This window comes from Pigmentiphaga aceris, assembly GCF_008119665.1.
Classification (GTDB): Bacteria; Pseudomonadota; Gammaproteobacteria; order Burkholderiales; family Burkholderiaceae_B; genus Pigmentiphaga; species Pigmentiphaga aceris.
The window spans coordinates 2,179,914-2,196,192 of the sequence record NZ_CP043046.1; the positions used below are offsets into that span (position 1 = coordinate 2,179,914).

Here is a 16,279-nt window from a genome sequence, read left to right on the forward strand (position 1 = left end):
CAAATCAGGGAAAACAAACTGCTTTTTGGTCAAATCTCTTGATCAAATCGGACTGCTGTTTCCGGCAATTCGCTTTGTCTTGATTGGTGCCCAGAAGAGGACTCGAACCTCCACACCTTTCGGCACACGGACCTGAACCGTGCGCGTCTACCAATTCCGCCATCTGGGCTTTGTCTTGCTGGCCTTGCTTTTTCTTCTCTTGCTTTGCTGCGTCGCTTTGTTTTCGCGTCAGCAGCCCTGCATTATAGGATAAAAATGAAGCTTGTGCAGTGAATCAGGGTAAATCCGACTAAAATTCTCTTCGACCGGTCGATCTGATGATTGCTGGACCGGTCTGGGCGAAAACTTACGTAGAATTTGCCCAAGGCGGCATCTATACATGCAGCCAATGGTTGATGGCAGGCAAGGGCCTGTTCCCGTTGGTGGTGTGGGTGGTGCTGCCAGATCTGTCGTCCGGGGTTGTTGGTTTGTCCCGATGATTTGATCTGCGGTGGTCGTTCCGGTCTTTGAAGCATCCTTGACGGTCTTTCAAAGCCATCTGCCGCTGCTATCCCGCTTTCGCCCCGTCGGCTGGCATGACAAGCCATGCGCATGGTCGCGATTGTGGATGTAATAAACCGGTGTACTAATGGGCATAGCAATCCCAGTCCCCGGTTCTAACCCCTCGGCGGGTGTGCGAACCTTGTGGAAAGCACTGGCAGTTTTCCACAGGGTTTGCACACGGTGTTGGTTGTACTGCGTGTCCCCCAGGTTGCGTGTCGATGGACAGCAGCGTGGTGTGGTCAGGCAGATTGTGTGGGCGGTTCACCGCATGTCGCGTATTGGCGTGTAGCCAGCGCGCGCAAGCCAATTGCCCACCACGCGCACCGAAGGTCGTTTGCTGCAGCCGCTTAAAAAATTCCGCGGCCAGCAGTGACTCGTTGAGGTTCCACCCTTGTTCAAAGGCCACCAGATGAAATCGACGCTTTTGCGTTCAAAGCAGGCAAGAAAAAACGGGGCACCGCTTTCGCAGTACCCCGTCTCTTGTCTTGCATTCTGGTGCCCAGAAGAGGACTCGAACCTCCACACCTTGCGGCACACGGACCTGAACCGTGCGCGTCTACCAATTCCGCCATCTGGGCCCCGTCGCGTTGACCGCGACAGAAGCTGCGCATCTTAAAGAGAAAAAACCCTTTTGGCAACTCGATCCAATAATAACGCTCCGGGCACTCCGCCCGATTACGATCCCGACGTCCCCAGCCGGGAAGAAATTCTTGCGGCGCTTCGCAAAGCCGACAAGCCCTTGTCGCCGGACGAACTGGCCGACGTGATGGGCGTTACCCGCGACGCCACCTTGATCGGCTTTGACCGCCGACTCAATGCGATGGAACGCGACGGGCAATTGCTGCCCAACCGCAAGGGCGTCCTGCTGCTTGCGACCAAACTTGATTTCATCGCTGGCCGGGTGCAAGGGCACCGTGACGGCTTCGGTTTCCTGATCCGCGACGATGGCGGTCAGGATGTGTTCCTGTCGCCCAAGGAAATGCAGAAAGTGCTGCATGGCGACCGGGTGCTGTTGAAGCTGTCCGGTGGCGACTACCGTGGCAAGCCTGACGGCATGATCGTGGAAGTGATCGAGCGTCGCACCAACAAGCTGGTGGGGCGCTTCCTGAATGAGCGCGGCGTGTTCATCGTCGTGCCTGAAGACCAGCGTATCAAGCACGACATCCTGGTGCCGCCGGGCGAGCAGGGCGATGCTGAACACGGTCAGGTCGTGTCCGTGGAAATCGTCACGCAGCCCACGCGCCATTCGCAGCCCTTGGGCCGTGTGGTTGAAGTGCTGGGTGAGATCGATGATCCCGGCATGGAAATCGAAATTGCGGTGCGCAAGTTCGACGTGCCGCACGAGTTCTCGCAAGCCGCGCTGGACCAGGCTGCCCGCTTGCCCGATGCCGTGCGCCGCGCCGATTTGAAAGGCCGCATCGACCTGCGCGACGTGCCGTTGATCACCATTGATGGTGAAGACGCTCGCGATTTCGACGATGCTGTGTATTGCGAACCGGTTGAACTTGGCACTGGCACGCGCAAGCGTCCGGGCTGGCGGCTGATCGTCGCCATTGCCGACGTCAGCCACTACGTCACGCCCGGCGATGCGCTGGATCACGATGCGGTCGAGCGCAGCACCAGCGTGTACTTCCCGCGCCGCGTGATTCCGATGCTGCCCGAAAAGCTGTCCAACGGGCTGTGCTCGATCAACCCTGAAGTCGACCGCCTGGTGCTGGTCTGCGACATGGTGATTCCGGCCACTGGTTCCAAGGCGGGCACGGTGCAGGCCTACCAGTTCTACAACGCCGTGATGTATTCACATGCCCGCACTACCTATAACGAGGTATGGGGCGCGTTGCAGCAACCGGGTGGTCCGGCTGCCCGCAAGCACAATCATGTGCTGCCGCAGATCCACAACCTGTACTCGCTGTATCAGTTGCTGGCGGCGGCGCGCAAAACGCGTGGTGCCATCGACTTCGATACGGTCGAAACCAAGATCGTCTGCAATGAACTCGGCAAGATCGAACGCATCGTCGCGCACACGCGCAACGATGCGCACAAGGTGATTGAAGAGTGCATGCTGGCGGCCAACACCTGCGCGGCGGACTTCACCGAGCGCAGCAAGCACCCCGGCCTGTATCGCATTCACGAAGGTCCGACGATCGAGAAGCTGCAATCCTTGCGCACCTTCCTGAAGACGATCGGCCTGACGCTGGGTGGTGGCGAGAAGCCCACGGCGGCAGACTATTCGGCCTTCCTGGACAGCATTCGCGGTCGTCCCGACCACGCGCTGTTGCAGACCATGTGTCTGCGGTCCATGCAACAGGCCATGTACAGCCCCGACAACGTCGGTCACTTCGGTTTGGCCTACCCGGCCTATGCGCACTTCACGTCGCCGATCCGTCGTTATCCCGACTTGCTGACGCACCGTGCGATCAAGGCCTTGCTGGTCGGCCGTCGCTATGTGCCCGAGCCTGTCGGCGATACGACGATCACGTCCAAGAACATGAAGGAACACGAACACGGCATCTGGGAACGCCTGGGTCTGCAGTGCTCGTCCAACGAGCGTCGCGCCGACGATGCATCGCGTGACGTGGAAGCGTGGTTGAAGTGCTGGTTCGTGCGCGAGCGCGTGGGCGAGACCTTCACGGGTACCGTCACTGGCGTGGCTACCTTTGGTGTGTTCATCACCCTTGACGAGCTGTATGTCGAAGGCCTGGTGCATGTGTCCGAGCTTGGCACCGACTACTTCCAGTTCAACGATTCGCTGCATGAATTGCGCGGCGAGCGTACCGGCATCCGTTATCGCCTGACCGACAAGGTTCAGGTGCAGGTTGCCCGGGTCGATCTGGAAGCGCGCCGCATCGAGTTCAAGCTGGTGCAAGGGGTCAGCTACGACGGTCTGCGCAAGCAAGCCCAGCGTGAAAGCGAACCCGAGCATCGCGTGCGCAAGGCGGCAGGTGCAAAGCCGGATCGTGGGCAGCTGGGTTATGGCGGCGAAGCGCGCAGCGCCAAGACTGGCAAGCGTGCTGCTGCATCCAAGCGCTCGGCGCGCAAAAACCGTTAAGCCAAGTGGCGGCTTGTGCAATCGCGCCGTGCTGTCAGACAGCGTGGTGCGATGCACGACCGGCATGTCTTTGTCGTAAAGATCCGCCGCTGACATCAGCGGCGGTTTCATTTGTGCAAGCGCGCTCGCGGGCGCATTGCGCAAGCAAACAAGCAATTGCGGTTTAATGTCGGATTCCCGACCCGCACTGAAAAAAGGACTTCCTATGGCTGCCAGCCAGGTACTCGCCGGTTTCCACGCCGTGGCCGCGCGTCTTCGCCACGCGCCGGCATCGATCAAAGATATTTACGTTGAAGCCTCCCGGCGCGATCGCCGCATGCTGACCCTGATCGAGCAGGCTGAACAAGCTGGCCGTCGCGTGCATCCGGTCGAAACCATGCGCCTGGACGGTATCGCGCGTGGCCAGCGTCACCAAGGCGTCGTGGCCCTTGCCGAGCAAGTCGAACTCGCCGTCGATCTGGACGAGATGCTCGATGACGCGACCGATGTGCCGTTCCTGCTGATCCTCGACAGCATCACCGATCCGCATAATCTGGGCGCGTGCCTGCGTACCGCCGATGCCGCTGGCGTGAACGCCGTGGTCGCTCCGCGTGACCGCGCCGTCGGCCTGAATGCCACGGTGCAACGTGTCTCGTGCGGCGCTGCCGACTCGATCGCCTACATCACGGTCACCAATCTGGCACGCACGCTGCGCGCGCTGAAAGAGCGTGACATCTGGGTCGTCGGTACTGACGACCAGGCAGAAAAGACCGTGCACGACATCGACTGCACCCGCCCCATCGCTTGGGTCATGGGTGCCGAAGGCGAGGGCATGCGTCGCCTGACCCGCGAAACCTGCGACGAGCTGGTTCGCATCCCGATGCTGGGTTCGGTGGAAAGCCTGAACGTCAGCGTGGCATCTGCCGTCTGCCTGTACGAAACCGTGCGCCAGCGCACTGCCAAGAAGGCTTGATGCGATGATTTTCGGCAGCGACAACATGCTGGGCGCATCCCAGCAGGTGCTGGATGCAATCGTGCGCGCCAATGCCGGCCTGGCGGCCTCTTATGGTGCGGACGACTGGTGCGCGCAGGCCACTGCACGCATCGCCGAGCTGTTCGAGTGCCCGGTGGAAGTGTTCTATGTGTCCACCGGCACCGTTGCCAATTCGCTGGCGCTGTCGGCGCTGGTACCGCCCTGGGGCTCGGTGCTGTGCCACCACCAGGCGCACATCGTCAACGATGAATCGAGCGCGCCTGAATTGTTCAGTGGCGGTGCCCGGCTGGTACCGATTGTCGATGCCAGCGGCAAGCTGGGGCCGGCTGCCTTGTCGCAAGCCTTGGCGACAGCACCGCATCCGCCACACAACGTGGTGCCTCGTGCGCTCAGTCTGACCCAGGCCACGGAATGCGGACTGGTCTACACGCCTGCCGAGATTTCGGCGTTGACCAAACTGGCGCATGAAAACGATTTGTACGTTCACATGGATGGCGCGCGTTTTGCCAACGCCGTCGCATCGCTGGGTTGTTCCCCTGCGGATGTGACCTGGCGCGCTGGTGTCGATGTGCTGTGTCTGGGGGCGTCGAAGAATGGCGCGCTGATGGCCGAGGCAATCGTTTTCTTCGATACCGCACTGGCCGAAGATTTCGCCTTCCGCGTCAAGCGGGCAGGGCAGATGGCCGCCAAGGGCCGCTTGTTCGGTGCGCAGTTCTGTGGCTGGCTGGAAAACGGCCATTGGCTGGACCTGGCACGCCACGCCAATCACATGGCGCGTGACCTGTCTGCGGCACTGAACCATGTGCCGGGCGTAGGTACCGTATGGCCGGTCGATGCCAACGAAGTATTCGTGGTCATGCCGCATGCACTCGCCACGCGCCTGCGTGTCGATGGCGCGGTGTTCTACGACTGGCATCCTTCGGCATTGCCAGCAGGCAAGACCTTGGTTGCCGGTGAGGTGTTCGTGCGACTGGTCTGCGGCTTCGGTACCCAACCCGAACAGATCGCAGCGCTGATTGAAGCGGCGTCAAAGCACGGGGTTTGAGCCTGGTGTGCGGTTGATGGGTGCGGTTGATGTGTTCGGTTGATACGTTCAGGCGGGATCGTTTGCCAGGGCGCTTCCGTTCAACGGGGTGCCCGATCAGCGTTCCTGATTGAACCGTCAATCTGCATTTCAAGCGCGTGCTGCCTGATGATGCTGCACCCTCACGGTGCAGCATGACAAATTTCGTCCCGAAAACACTAAAGTCCTGACGATTCCTGCCGTAAGCATGGAGGTCCTGGACTTTATTTTGCGGTCGCGCCTGACTTTATTGTCCGGCCGGATTTACCGCATGCCTCGGGGGGCTGTTTGCATCGCGCTGTGCCGAACTTGGCAAACCACGTTTTTGTAGTGCCGGCCTTATTGGCCGCGCTGATTTTGCTGCTCTTGCCGGCGACCGCGTCTGCGGGTGCCTTCTACCAGACACTGTTGGCCGTGCTCGCCTGTGTGGCGGGTGGCTTGGCCCTGCTGTATGGCCGTCTGCGCATTCTTTTCATGGTGCTTGTCACCTATCTGGGTTTCCTGCTGCTGAGCGGGCAGACCGACGCCTACTTGCGCGATGGTCGTTTTGCGCCGCACGCGTCGCTGGTGTTCAACGGCGCATCGGTGTGGCTGCCGATGATGTTTGTGCTCAATGGCGTGTGGCACGAGCGCGGTCAACCGATCGTCGACGTCATCAAACGCGCGCTGTATCAGACCGTGGCCCTGGGTGTGTTCCTGCTGCTGGCCGCCTGGCGACCCGATCACATGGTCGCGCTGGTTGCTGGCGCGCACCTGCCCACCATGCCCTTGCAATGGAGTTCGTTGCCGGCATTGCCAACGTTGTCGATCTACGCTGCCGTGATGGTGTTGGGCATTCAGGCTGTGTGGACGCCGCGCACGGAGCACACTGCCATGTTGCTGGCAGCCGTGTGTCTGGCGGTGATGTTGCCGCGCGCTTTTCTGGATGCGGCGGTGGTCCCGGTGGGATGCAGTTTCATCCTGCTGCTGTTTGCTGGTTCCATCGTGCAGGAAACCTTCCGCATGGCTTTCCGTGACGAGCTGACGGGCTTGCGGGGGCGTCGTGCCTTGAACGATGTGCTGACGCGGCTGGACGGTAACTACAGCATTGCGATGGTCGATATCGATCACTTCAAGGCGTTCAACGACACTCATGGTCATCAGACGGGTGATCAGGTGTTGCGTCTGGTGGCGGCGCGTCTGAATCGGGCGGGTGGTGGCAGTCGTGCGTATCGGTACGGTGGCGAAGAGTTTGCGTTGGTATTTTTCGGCAAACTGGCGCACGAGTGTCTGGAGACGCTTGAGGGCGTGCGCATGGTAATTGAGTCGTCGCGCATGCGTTTGCGTGATGAGGCGAGTCGTCCGCAGTCTGAGGCGCAGGGGCGGGCGAAGCGCGGCAGTGGTGGTGAGCGGCCGGGCCTGCGGGTGACGGTGAGTATTGGTGTGTCGGATAGCCGGTTGTCGCCTGATGGTCCGGTGGCGGTGATTGCGGATGCGGATACGGCGTTGTATGCGGCGAAGGGGGCGGGGCGCAATCAGGTGAAGAGTGTGGTGCCGCCGAAGAATGCGCGGGTGAAGGCGGCGGAGGCGAAGGCTGCTGCGGCCAAGGCGGCGTCGGCGAAGCCGCGTGAGCCGGAGGCGAAGGTGTTCAGAACTCGGGCGACGCGTCAGCCTGCTGAGTGATTTTTGGTTTTTGCGTTGGGGTTAGTCGCGGTTTGCTCGTAACGGTGCTTGGTGCTTTTGCCAGTCGCGGGTGCCGGGGGCGCGTCGCCTGCCCCGCTGGACTTACGCGTCGGGTCTCCCGCCCTCCACGTCGCCCAGAAGGGCAGCCGCCACGCCCCCGGCACCCACGCCTTCAAAGCGGCTTGGTTAAAAGCGAATCCCGCCTTTGGGTGGGCTGCAATTCTCTGGCTGCTTGGTGCTGGAATCGGTTCTCGGCATTTGATCGTCACCATCCTTGATCGTCACGCGGCTGGCTATGGGGACTGGCTGCCCAGGTCGCCACGAAGCGATCTCTCCGGCTCACGGTTCGGTTGGTTCTTCAGCGGCCTTTTACGGCAGCGCCACTCAAGGAAATTCGCGCGCCTGCTTGGTGGTGGGGTGACACGGAAGCGGGTGGCCGCGCACCAGGTAATGCGACGAAAAAGCGGGACGTTGAAGGATGGCGTTTTGAAGGCTGCGCATTGAACGTTCGAAGCGATGAAGAACGGTGTGAGCGGTGATAAATACTGATTGCAAGGCGCGTCCAACAGATCCCCGGCACGCCGTTGAGCGCAATGGGCCGCGGACGTCCTGGTGGTGTCGCTCTCGCGCAAAACAAGCGCCTCGACTAACACGCAGCACAAGCGTTTTCACGAGATCAGCCGCCAGCGCCACGATTGTCGCCGCTGCTCTCTGCATGCCGTGACGCGGCGGCCACCCGCTTCGGTGTCACCCCACCGCTAAGCAGACGCACAAATTTTCTTGAGTGGCGTTGCCGTAAAAGGCTGCTGAAGAACCCACCAAATCGTGAGCCGGAGAAATCGCTTCGTGGCGACCTGGCCAGCCAGTCCCCAAAGCCAGCCGCGTGGCGGTCAAGACTGGTGGCCATCGCATGCCGAGAACCGCATACAGCACTTGGCAGCCAGAAGAATGCAGGCCATCCAAAGGCGGGATTGGCTTTTAACCAAACGACTTTGAAGGCGTGGGTGGTGGGGCCGGGTTGGCTGCCCTTCTGGACAAGGTGGAGGGCGGAGACCCGACGCCTAGGTCAAGCGGGGCAGCCGAGCCGGCCCCACCACCCGCGACTGGCAAAAGAACACAAACACCCGTCACAAAAAACCGAACTCAACCATCAGCCCGCCGCCGCCGAGTAACTGCTTTCGAGCGAACCAGCGTATCCACATACTCAGGGCCGCGCTGCAACGCCACGCCCACTGCCAGAATGTCGCATACCGCCAGATGCCCAATGCGAGACCGCATCGGCGTATAGACATCCGGGTCTTCATTCACATCTACCCCGATCGCCACCGTCGCCAAACCCGCCAACGGCGAATGACTGCGCGTGATCGCAATCACCGTCGCCCCCGCCGCACGCGCCAGATTTGCCGCCTCCAGCATCTCGCGACTACGTCCCGTGTTCGAAATGGCCACCACCGCATCGCCCGGCCCCAACAGCGTCGCCGACACGCAATACACATGCGGGTCCACATAGGCCACGGTTGGCATGCCCAGACGGAAAAACTTGTGCTGCACATCGTGCGCCACCAAGCCTGATCCACCCGCGCCGTAAAACTCGATGCGCCGTGCCTGCGCCAGCAACGCAATGGCCTCACCCACGGCGTCTGAAGACAGCGAATCACGCACGCTCTGCAAGGCCGCAATAGTGCGATCGATCACCTTGCCTGCAATGCCCGATACCGACTCGTCGGCCTGCACATCCTCGTGCACATACGCCACGCCTGCCGGCAGGCTCTGCGCCAGACGAATCTTGAACTCCTTGAAGCCGGACAAACCCAGTGCCTTGCACAGACGTGCAATCGTCGGCTGACTCGACTCGGCGCGTTCGGCCAGTTCGGTCATGTTCAGGTGAACCACCTCACGCGGCGCGGCCAGCACGTAGTCGGCCAGACGCCGCTCGGAAGGGCGCAGATGCGGCAGGACGGATTGCAGGCTGGTGATCATGGTGGTCCGCAGACGGGCTTAATGGGGCAGGGCGGAACGCTTGTTGCAGGCGGTTGCCTGCCAAGAGATGGTCTGGCGCGATACTGGTCAGCTTGATCCAACGCGCCACTTTCTTCAACGGACGTCAGGGGCTTGTAAACAAATAAGGGCTACAGACAAGGCTAGGCTGGTAAGTCAGACAGCACTCGTGCCTAAGACGCTTGCATGCAAACGCCTACGCCTACCCATACACAGGCCCGCATGTCAGTCTCCGATTGTACAAAAACTACGGCGTCTTTGTAGTTTTTCTACTAAACTAACCTCAATCGACTTTGCAGGTGATATCAATGAGCACGTTACATGCCGTCCTAGATCGCGTCACCAACCGGGTGATCGAACGCAGCCGCCAGTCGCGTGCGCTGTATCTCACTCGCATCGAGCACGCGCGTGCACAGCATGCGCCGGTACGCACGGTGCTTTCCTGTGCCAATCTGGCACACGGTTTTGCTGCCGCCCCGGCCAATGACAAGCTGGTCATCAAGGAATTGCGCAAGCCGAACATCGGCATCGTGACGTCCTACAACGACATGCTGTCGGCGCATCAGCCCTACGAACGTTTCCCTGAACTGATCCGCGCTGCCGCGCGCCGTGTCGGTGCGACCGCCCAGGTGGCTGGCGGCGTGCCGGCCATGTGTGACGGGGTCACGCAGGGCAATCCGGGCATGGAGATGTCGCTCTTCTCGCGTGAAGTGATCGCGATGAGTACGGCGGTTGCGCTGTCGCACAACATGTTCGATGCCGCGCTGATGCTTGGTGTGTGCGACAAGATCGTGCCGGGTCTGTTGATCGGTGCGCTGCAATTCGGTCACTTGCCCGTCATTTTTGTGCCGGCCGGCCCGATGACCAGCGGCCTGTCCAATGACGACAAGGCACGCATCCGTCAGCAGTTCGCCAAGGGCGAAGTGGGCCGTGATGCTCTGCTGGAGGCTGAATCGCAGGCCTATCACGGTGCGGGTACCTGTACCTTCTACGGCACGGCCAACAGCAATCAGTTGTTGATGGAAGTCATGGGCCTGCATCTGCCGGGCGCAGCCTTCATCCATCCGAATACTCCCTTGCGTGATGCGCTGACCGCCCGGGCGGCAGAGCGGGTGCTGGAACTGTCGGCGATGGGCAATGAGTACACGCCGATTGGTCATGTGATCGACGAACGCGCCATCGTCAACGGCATTGTCGGCTTGCTGGCCACGGGTGGCTCGACCAATCACACGCTGCACCTGGTGGCTGCTGCACGCGCCGCAGGCATCGTGATCGACTGGACTGATTTCGACGACCTGTCTGCGGTGGTGCCGCTGCTTGCACGCATCTACCCGAACGGCAAGGCTGACGTGAATCACTTCCACGCGGCAGGTGGTCTGGCGTTCCTGATCCGTGAATTGATTCAAGGTGGTTTGTTGCACGAAGACGTGCGCACCGTGGCGGGCAATGGGTTGTCCCATTACGCCGAAGAACCGCGCCTGCTGGAAGATAAACTTTCGTGGGTGCCGGCAACTGCACAGACGCTGGACGACAAGGTGCTGCGTCCGCGCGCCACGCCGTTTGCCGCAGATGGTGGCTTGCGTCTGGTCGAGGGCAATCTCGGGCGTGGTGTGATCAAGATTTCTGCGGTGGCGTCGCAGCATCGCAAGGTGCACGCACCGGCCATCGTGTTTGACGATCAGGAAGCCGTGCAGCGTGCCTTCGATGCAGGCGAATTGAACCGCGACTTCGTAGCCGTCGTCCGCTTCCAGGGCGCGCGTGCCAACGGCATGCCGGAACTGCATCGCCTGACGCCGCTGCTGGGTGTGGCGCAAGACGCTGGTTTCCATGTTGCCTTGGTCACCGACGGCCGTATGTCGGGCGCGTCGGGCAAGGTGCCTGCCGTCATTCACTTGTCGCCGGAAGTGCTGGCGGGTGGCCCGCTTGGCCGCGTGCGCACTGGCGACATGATCGAACTCGACGCCGATGCGGGTATTCTTCGCGCCCACGTGCCGGACGAAGTCTGGGCAACGCGCGACATTCATGCCATGCAGGACGAAGCATCCACCTGGGGCTTTGGCCGCGAGCTGTTCGCGGTGTTCCGCCAGGCAGCCGGGCCGGCAGAAGAGGGCGCGTCGGTATTTGGCATGTATCCTGCCGCAGCCCACGTGGCCACAAGCCCTGAAATCACCCCATCATCCATCAAGGAACAAGCATGAGCATGCTCGACATCGATCACGTAGCCGCACTCGGACCCGTCATTCCGGTACTGCAGTTCGACTCGGTCGAGCAGGGCGAACAGACTGCACGCGCGCTGTATGAAGGCGGCGTGCGCGTGCTGGAAATCACCCTGCGCACCCCCGCTGGCCTGGGCGTGATCGAACGCATGGCTAAGTTTGCCGACGACCTGGTGGTCGGTGTCGGCACGCTGACGCGCCCCGAGCAAGTTGCTGCCGCCGTATCCGCTGGCGCACGTTTCGGCGTGTCGCCTGGTCTGACTGACGCCCTGGCCAATGCCGCCAAACAGCAAGGCCTGGCGCTGTTGCCCGGTGTTGCCACCTCGTCGGAAATCCTGATCGCGCTGGAACACGGCTACAAGACCGTCAAGTTCTTCCCGGCTGAACAAGCGGGCGGCGTGGCAATGCTGAAGGCATTCGGCGGCCCGTTCGGCGACGTGCGTTTCTGCCCCACGGGCGGCGTCACTGCGGCTACGGCACCGAATTACCTGGCCCTGCCGAATGTGGTGTGCGTCGGTGGCTCGTGGCTCACCCCCGCTGCCATGATGCGTGCCGGTGACTGGGCTGGCATTACCCGCTTGGCACGTGAAGCCAGCGCGCTGCGCCCAGCCCAATAACGTCGACCCCATTCCGTCAGATAAAGGAAAGGCACATGATCCTTGTACTCATGGGCGTGTCGGGCTGCGGCAAGACGACCATCGGTGAACACGTGGCGCAACGGCTGGCCTGCGAGTACCAGGATGCGGACAGCTTCCACAGTCAGGCCAACATCGACAAGATGCATCGCGGGATGCCGCTTGACGATGACGACCGTGCGCCGTGGCTGGCGGCCATCCGCCAGGAAATCGAAGCCTGTCATCGCGACGGCCGCACGCATGTGTTCGGCTGTTCGGCCTTGCGCCAGCGCTATCGCGACGTGTTGTCGGATCACGGTCGCGATCGCGCCGTGGTCTTTGTGCACCTTGCCGGTTCGTTTGAATTGATTCGCGACCGGCTTGCTGCCAGAACCGATCACTTCTTCGATGCCAAATTGCTGCGCAGCCAGTTTGATGCGCTGGAAGTGCCGGCAGATGCCATCACGGTCAGCATCGATCAATCCGTCGAAGACATCGTGAATGAGATCCTGCGTCGCCTGCCCGCTGCGGATCAGGATCACGCTGGCGGGTTTACCCGCAGCGACGTTTAGATCGATCTAAATTACAGTGCGTGGCATTGCGTATAAGTGGCAGGAAATTCATTCATGAGCCAGGTTTCTGGACCCGGTCGTCGCACAGCGGTGACGCTCGAAGCGGTTGCCAAGCACGTCCAGGTATCACGCGCCACCGTATCGCTGGTCTTGCGCGGCAGCCCGCTGGTTGCTGCCGCCACGCGCGAGCGTGTGCAGGCCGCCATGGCCGAGCTGGGCTACATCTACAACCGTGGTGCAGCCAAGCTGCGGGCGTCCAGCAGCAAGGTAATCGGCGTGCTGATCGCCGATTTGAGCAACCCGTTTTTCGGCGAAATGACAGCGGGCGTGGACAATGCCTTGTCGGGGGCGGACTGGGCAGTCTTTCTTGCCAACACCGACGAATCGGTGGCCAAGCAAGACAGCATGTTGCGCCGCATGCGCGAACACGGGGTCGATGGCGTGATCCTGTGTCCGGCTGCAGGCTCTGACGAACGCCTGATCCACCAGCTTGCCGACTGGGGCCTGCCTTGCGTGCAGGCATCGCGTTACGTGTCGCTCGATGCCAGTGACTGCGTGACGACGGACTATGCGCGCGGCATGCGTGAGGCAACCGAACATCTGATCGGTCTGGGGCACCGCCGCATTGCCTTGATCGGCGGTGATCGCCAGCACTCGGCGACTTCGGCGCGTTGCGAGGGTTACCAAGCCGCCATGCGCCATGCAGGTCTGGCTGACGATCTGATCATCGGCGTGGCGACAACACGGCAGGCAGGGGCCGATGCCTTGAACGCATTGCTCGATTCACCGGAAGCGCCCACGGCTGCGGTTTGTTATAACGACTTTGTTGCGCACGGGGCCATCACCGCGCTGTCGGACCGGGGCATGCTTGCCGGCCGGGACTTTGCGCTGGTGGGGTTCGACGACATGAACGAGGCGTCGTTCTGCCGCCCCCCGCTCACGACGGTCAAGACCCGACCCTACGAAATCGGTGAACGGGCAGGGCAGATGTTGCTGGCTCGCATGGCCAACCCCGATCGGCCCATCGACCGTGTGGTGTTCCCGGCAGAACTGGTCGTGCGGGCGTCCTGCGGTGCGGCACTTGGCGTGAACCTGGCCAACGCGCACAATGCTCGCCAATCCGTCGGGGCATAGGCGCTCAGCCTTGCGTGCACACGCTTTTCGATTATCAGCTGTTTTTCCGGAACGTTCTCATGACTTCTTCCGCTTTCGCCAGCCAGCCCACCGCTGGCTTCGATCCCGCCGCCACCGCTGCCGTGCTGGCAGCCGCACGAACCGGCCTGCGTCCGTTGGAGTTATCGACGGACCTGCGCCCGCCTACCTTGGCTGACGCTTACCTGGCGCAAGACATCGTGGTGCTTGGCCGTGGCGAAGTGGCAGGCTGGAAAGTCGGTGCCGATACACCCGAAGCCGAACCCCTGCGAGGCGCACTGGCTACCGATTCGGTCTTTCAAGGCCGTGCTGTGCGGCTCGATGCCAATACCTTCAACGTCATCGGCGTCGAAGCTGAATTGGTCTATCTGGTGGGCAAAGACCTGCCGCCACGCGCAACGCCTTACACCGAAGCGGAAGTGCTGGACGCTATCGCGTCGGTGCACGCCGGTATCGAAATCGTCGACACCCGCTTTGCCGAATGGGGCAAGCAGGACAAGTGGAGCCGTACCGCCGATCAGGCCAACCACGGTGCATTGATCGTCGGTGAAGGCCACGCGAACGTGCGCGCCATCACCTCGACTGCGCAACCGGTTCGTCTGCTGATCGATGGCGAAGTTGCCGCCGAACACGTGGGCGGCAATTCCGCCGGCGATACTGTCCGCCTGTTGGTCTGGATGGCCAACTTGGGTGCGGTCAGTCTGGGTGGTCTGCGGGCAGGCCAGTACATCACCTCGGGCTCGACCACGGGCAGCATTTTTGTTGCGCAAGGCGCGCAGGTTATCGCCGAATTCCCGGGCGTCGGTCGCGCAGAACTGCTGCTGACCTGAATCAAAAAATCCGCGTAGTGACTTGAAAACCCTAGGTTGGCGCACACCAACCTAGGGTTTTCCTTATTGTGAAATTAGATCGATCTAATCACAATGCGGCCAGCCTGCTTCATGCAGGATTTTTTCTGGTACGTGACTGTTTATCCAAACGGTCAGCATTTCAAAGCGACTGGCGCAGCGCCGGCGTGCGCGGGGGAGCAGGTTGAATTACACCTTTCAGTTCGGCGACGTATTCGCCGCTTGGCCGGATCTGTTGCAGGGCGCATGGCTGACGATTCGCCTTTCGCTGTACGCAATGGTCCTGGGTCTGCTGGTAGCCATTACCTGTGCGGTGGGCAAGACGGGCGGGCCACGTCCCATTCGCTGGTTGATCAACGCCTACATTGAAGTCGTGCGCAACACGCCTTTCCTGGTTCAGATCTTCTTTGTCTATTTCGGATTGCCCGCTGCAGGCATCCGCGTGTCGGCTGACACGGCTGCCCTGATTGCCATGGTGGTCAACGTCGGTGCATACGCAACCGAAATCATCCGCGCCGGTATCGAATCGATCAGCCGTGGTCAGATCGAAGCCGGTCTTGCGTTGAATCTCAGCAAGTTCAAGGTATTCCGCCACATCGTGCTCAAGCCCGCCTTGCGCACCGTGTATCCGGCACTCACCAGCCAGTTCATTCTGCTGATGCTGACCTCTGCCGTGGTGTCCGCCATTTCCGCAGACGACCTGACCTCGGTCGCAGCCAACCTGCAATCGACGACCTTCCGCAGCTTCGAGATCTATATCGTGGTGACCGGCATTTACCTGCTGATGGCCATGGCGTTTTCTTTTTTGTTTCGCGTCATTTACCGGATCAGTTTCAACTATCCGGACCGGCGATAAGGAGCGACGGGCATGATTCGCGAATTTGGTATTAACGAAGTCTGGTTCATCGTCGCGGCAGTTCGCTGGACGCTGCTGCTGTCAATCATCGCCTTTGCTGGTGGCATCGTCGGTGGCCTGGTGATTGCGCTGTCGCGCACCTCCGAGATCAAGGCGTTGCGTGTGGCCGCCATGGCGTTCATCCAGGTGTTCCAGGGCACGCCCTTGCTGATGCAGCTGTTCCTGGTGTTCTTCGGTGCACCGCTGCTGGGCTGGGACCTGAACCCGTGGGTGGCTGCTGCCATTGCACTGATGCTGAACGCCAGTGCATTCCTGGGCGAAATCTGGCGCGGTTGCATTCAGGCTGTGCCGCGTGGTCAGTGGGAAGCGGCTGAAGCGCTGGGTCTGCATTACAAGTCGCGCATGCGTTTTGTGGTGCTGCCGCAAGCCTTCAAGATCGCGTTGCCGCCGACGGTTGGTTTCTTGGTGCAACTGATCAAGGGCACGTCGCTTGCAGCCATCATTGGTTTCGTCGAGCTGACGCGCGCCGGCCAGATCATCAATAACGCGACATTCGAGCCGTTCCTGGTGTTCGGTCTGGTCGCAGCGGTTTATTTTGTGTTGTGCTGGCCCCTGTCACTGCTGGCTGCCCGTATGGAACGGCGCTACGCAGCGGCCTTGGCTCGCTGACCCTTTTATCCGAGGCGCATGCCGCTGGCTGCGCCGCCTTCACGCTGTTCTACGCAGTTAAAAG

General features: G+C 61.2%; 12 protein-coding genes and 2 tRNA genes. 11 read left to right on the forward strand and 3 right to left on the reverse strand.

What is annotated here, in order from left to right:
• Positions 1-84: 84 nt before the first annotated feature.
• Together FXN63_RS09245 and FXN63_RS09250 are read right to left on the reverse strand one after the other, a co-directional pair.
• Positions 85-169, reverse strand: a tRNA-Leu gene (locus tag FXN63_RS09245).
• A gap of 867 nt (positions 170-1,036) precedes the next feature.
• Positions 1,037-1,121: transfer RNA gene (locus FXN63_RS09250), tRNA-Leu, on the reverse strand.
• Positions 1,122-1,174: 53 nt separating this feature from the next.
• Between FXN63_RS09250 and rnr the strand changes: the two genes are divergently transcribed.
• The 4 genes from rnr (at position 1,175) to FXN63_RS09270 (ending at position 7,290) form a co-directional block, all read left to right on the forward strand.
• A complete protein-coding gene (gene rnr / locus FXN63_RS09255) occupies positions 1,175-3,592 on the forward strand; it encodes a ribonuclease R (RefSeq protein ID WP_148814385.1) in 2,418 nt (805 codons plus the stop codon).
• 205 nt (positions 3,593-3,797) lie between these two features.
• Entirely contained in the window at positions 3,798-4,544 is a 747-nt protein-coding gene (rlmB, locus tag FXN63_RS09260; RefSeq protein WP_148814386.1) for a 23S rRNA (guanosine(2251)-2'-O)-methyltransferase RlmB, read from the forward strand.
• A gap of 4 nt (positions 4,545-4,548) precedes the next feature.
• The gene (locus FXN63_RS09265; RefSeq protein ID WP_148814387.1) at positions 4,549-5,610 is read left to right on the forward strand and encodes a threonine aldolase family protein; all 1,062 of its coding nucleotides are present in this window, start codon (positions 4,549-4,551) and stop codon (positions 5,608-5,610) included.
• A gap of 327 nt (positions 5,611-5,937) precedes the next feature.
• Positions 5,938-7,290, forward strand: coding sequence for a GGDEF domain-containing protein (locus FXN63_RS09270; RefSeq protein ID WP_148814388.1), 1,353 nt, complete (start codon positions 5,938-5,940; stop codon positions 7,288-7,290).
• A 1,143-nt stretch (positions 7,291-8,433) separates the two neighbouring features.
• Here the strand turns inward: FXN63_RS09270 and FXN63_RS09275 are convergent.
• Positions 8,434-9,270 (reverse strand): SIS domain-containing protein, encoded by an 837-nt coding sequence (locus FXN63_RS09275; RefSeq protein ID WP_148814389.1) that lies wholly within the window; start codon positions 9,268-9,270, stop codon positions 8,434-8,436.
• Between the two features lie 326 nt (positions 9,271-9,596).
• Between FXN63_RS09275 and edd the strand changes: the two genes are divergently transcribed.
• The 7 genes from edd (at position 9,597) to FXN63_RS09310 (ending at position 16,215) form a co-directional block, all read left to right on the forward strand.
• Positions 9,597-11,486, forward strand: a complete 1,890-nt coding sequence (gene edd, locus FXN63_RS09280; protein WP_148814390.1) for a phosphogluconate dehydratase — start codon at positions 9,597-9,599, stop codon at positions 11,484-11,486.
• A gap of 2 nt (positions 11,487-11,488) precedes the next feature.
• Positions 11,489-12,121: a bifunctional 4-hydroxy-2-oxoglutarate aldolase/2-dehydro-3-deoxy-phosphogluconate aldolase gene (locus FXN63_RS09285; protein ID WP_148819121.1), complete on the forward strand. Its 633-nt coding sequence runs from the start codon at positions 11,489-11,491 to the stop codon at positions 12,119-12,121.
• Between the two features lie 35 nt (positions 12,122-12,156).
• On the forward strand, positions 12,157-12,690 hold the full coding sequence (locus tag FXN63_RS09290) for a gluconokinase (protein ID WP_148814391.1): 534 nt from the start codon (positions 12,157-12,159) through the stop codon (positions 12,688-12,690).
• A gap of 54 nt (positions 12,691-12,744) precedes the next feature.
• The gene (locus FXN63_RS09295; protein WP_148814392.1) at positions 12,745-13,824 is read left to right on the forward strand and encodes a LacI family DNA-binding transcriptional regulator; all 1,080 of its coding nucleotides are present in this window, start codon (positions 12,745-12,747) and stop codon (positions 13,822-13,824) included.
• Between the two features lie 59 nt (positions 13,825-13,883).
• Complete coding sequence (locus FXN63_RS09300) at positions 13,884-14,672, forward strand: 2-keto-4-pentenoate hydratase (RefSeq protein ID WP_148814393.1); 789 nt, start codon at positions 13,884-13,886, stop codon at positions 14,670-14,672.
• Between the two features lie 202 nt (positions 14,673-14,874).
• Positions 14,875-15,546, forward strand: coding sequence for an amino acid ABC transporter permease (locus FXN63_RS09305; protein WP_148814394.1), 672 nt, complete (start codon positions 14,875-14,877; stop codon positions 15,544-15,546).
• 15 nt (positions 15,547-15,561) lie between these two features.
• Complete coding sequence (locus FXN63_RS09310; protein ID WP_148819123.1) at positions 15,562-16,215, forward strand: amino acid ABC transporter permease; 654 nt, start codon at positions 15,562-15,564, stop codon at positions 16,213-16,215.
• Positions 16,216-16,279: the final 64 nt, after the last annotated feature.

Excerpts from the sequence above, each read along its gene's own strand:
- rlmB (WP_148814386.1), top strand. The coding sequence starts at position 3,798 with ATGGCTGCCAGCCAGGTACTCGCCGGTTTCCACGCCGTGGCCGCGCGT.
- edd (WP_148814390.1), top strand. The coding sequence starts at position 9,597 with ATGAGCACGTTACATGCCGTCCTAGATCGCGTCACCAACCGGGTGATC.
- FXN63_RS09275 (WP_148814389.1), bottom strand. The coding sequence starts at position 9,270 with ATGATCACCAGCCTGCAATCCGTCCTGCCGCATCTGCGCCCTTCCGAG.
- FXN63_RS09295 (WP_148814392.1), top strand. The coding sequence starts at position 12,745 with ATGAGCCAGGTTTCTGGACCCGGTCGTCGCACAGCGGTGACGCTCGAA.
- FXN63_RS09300 (WP_148814393.1), top strand. The coding sequence starts at position 13,884 with ATGACTTCTTCCGCTTTCGCCAGCCAGCCCACCGCTGGCTTCGATCCC.
- FXN63_RS09290 (WP_148814391.1), top strand. The coding sequence starts at position 12,157 with ATGATCCTTGTACTCATGGGCGTGTCGGGCTGCGGCAAGACGACCATC.
- FXN63_RS09265 (WP_148814387.1), top strand. The coding sequence starts at position 4,549 with ATGATTTTCGGCAGCGACAACATGCTGGGCGCATCCCAGCAGGTGCTG.
- FXN63_RS09285 (WP_148819121.1), top strand. The coding sequence starts at position 11,489 with ATGCTCGACATCGATCACGTAGCCGCACTCGGACCCGTCATTCCGGTA.